This is a genomic window from Candidatus Erwinia dacicola (genome assembly GCF_001756855.1).
GTDB classification, from domain to species: Bacteria; Pseudomonadota; Gammaproteobacteria; order Enterobacterales; family Enterobacteriaceae; genus Erwinia; species Erwinia dacicola.
Genome location: NZ_MAYS01000588.1, coordinates 1 through 1580 on the forward strand (window position 1 = coordinate 1; position 1580 = coordinate 1580).

General features: G+C 48.5%; 1 protein-coding gene and 1 pseudogene. Both read right to left on the minus strand.

Going from position 1 to position 1580, the window contains the following annotated elements:
- A partial coding sequence (locus BBW68_RS14540) for a transposase (RefSeq protein ID WP_148127714.1) occupies positions 1–326 on the minus strand: 326 nt, incomplete at its 3' end.
- Positions 327–417: 91 nt separating this feature from the next.
- A pseudogene (locus BBW68_RS17250) lies at positions 418–1204 on the minus strand (IS3 family transposase); the annotation flags it as partial.
- Positions 1205–1580: the final 376 nt, after the last annotated feature.

Genomic DNA, 1580 nt, shown 5'->3' on the forward strand with positions numbered 1-1580 from the left:
CGTGATTTGGCATCGGGTATGACCTTGGTATACACCTTACCACCACGCTTGAGAAGCCCGAAAACAGGCACTTTTCCGGCAGCACCTCTGCCACGCTGACCTTTACGACGACCACCAAAATAACTTTCGTCCAGTTCAATCTCGCCATCAAACCAGGAGTGCCTATCTACGTGCTCGGCTATCAGCACTCTGAGGCGGTGAAAATAGTATGCAGCAGTGTTCCTGTGGACACCAACCAGCTCTGCGGCAATACGGGCTGTGGAGCCTGCAATAAACTGTTCAAGTAACCGTTCCTGTTTGTACTGACTGAGTCTGCTTTTTCTCATGGCACTATCCTAGATGATCTTAGTTATCTAGGACAGCCCCTACTTTTATCACTTAACCTATTTAGTGGTTTGCCGCCGTAGATATTCCCGTGGCGAACGATACCGGCATTTTTTCACCGTTATCATAGCTGAATTCGAAGCCGTCAGAGCACCACCGCTGGTTATTTTCTCCAACGGCCACTTTCCCTGTATGCGCCCGCTTTGATGGCGGTATTTCCGGTTTACGCTCAAACAGCAGCACATTCTGACGCATGATGCGGTATACACGTTTGGCATTGAGCACCGCCATGTCGTCAGTTTCTGATTGTCTGCGCAGCACTGCCCAGACCCGATGATAACCATAGGTAGGCAGATCGCCGATAACGGCATGGATACGGGCCAGCGCTTCAGAATCATCAGGCTTGCGCCGACGATCCTGCCAGTCCTTCGACCAATGGGTCATGGCATGCAGCTGCGCACGTAAGACCCGGAGGCAACGACTGACAAGGCTTATTCGCCATCCTCAGGCAACAAGGGCACGTGCGCTATCCATTTTTTTATCGGCCATATTCAACGGCTTCTTTCAGCCGCTTGTTTTCCATGGTTTTCTTGCCCAACAGGCGCTGCAGCTCTTTAATCTGCTTCATCGCAGATGCCAGCTCCGATGCGGGCACAACCTGTTCTCCTGCGGCAACGGCAGTGAGGCTGCCTTCCTGATACTGCTTACGCCACATGAACAGCTGACGGGCGACCAGCGACACGGTCATTCCGGGCTCAAAGCTCTGCTGAACAATAGCGATTTTTTCCTGAATGCTGCGCCGTCTGCGCTTCTCTGGACCTGAAACATCTATCATCCGGACTCCAACGACTAGTCTAGAAACTAGTATCAAAACTATCACTAACTTAAGTGATACTAACTGTCTGGATATTCATGGGGACAGTCTAATCTCTGACAATTAACCATTAACACTAAGTCTGCGTCACGACCGACTTGTGCGTATGGAGCACCACCGGCAATATACAACCTCAACTATTGTGTGGATATATAATAGTTGGTCGGTATAAGAATTTTTAAATACTGGTCTTGACGGAGTATCCACAGAGCACTACAGTTTATTCAATTAACTATGGTAACAGCTTCAACAGGCTTTCTTGAATAAATAGAAATTATGCTGCGACCCCATAAAAACAACGAGCTGTCCATAACATAAAATCAGTAGGTTACAACCAGTGTTCGGTTATATATGCTGGAATGGCTAGCATCTTCATCCAAAA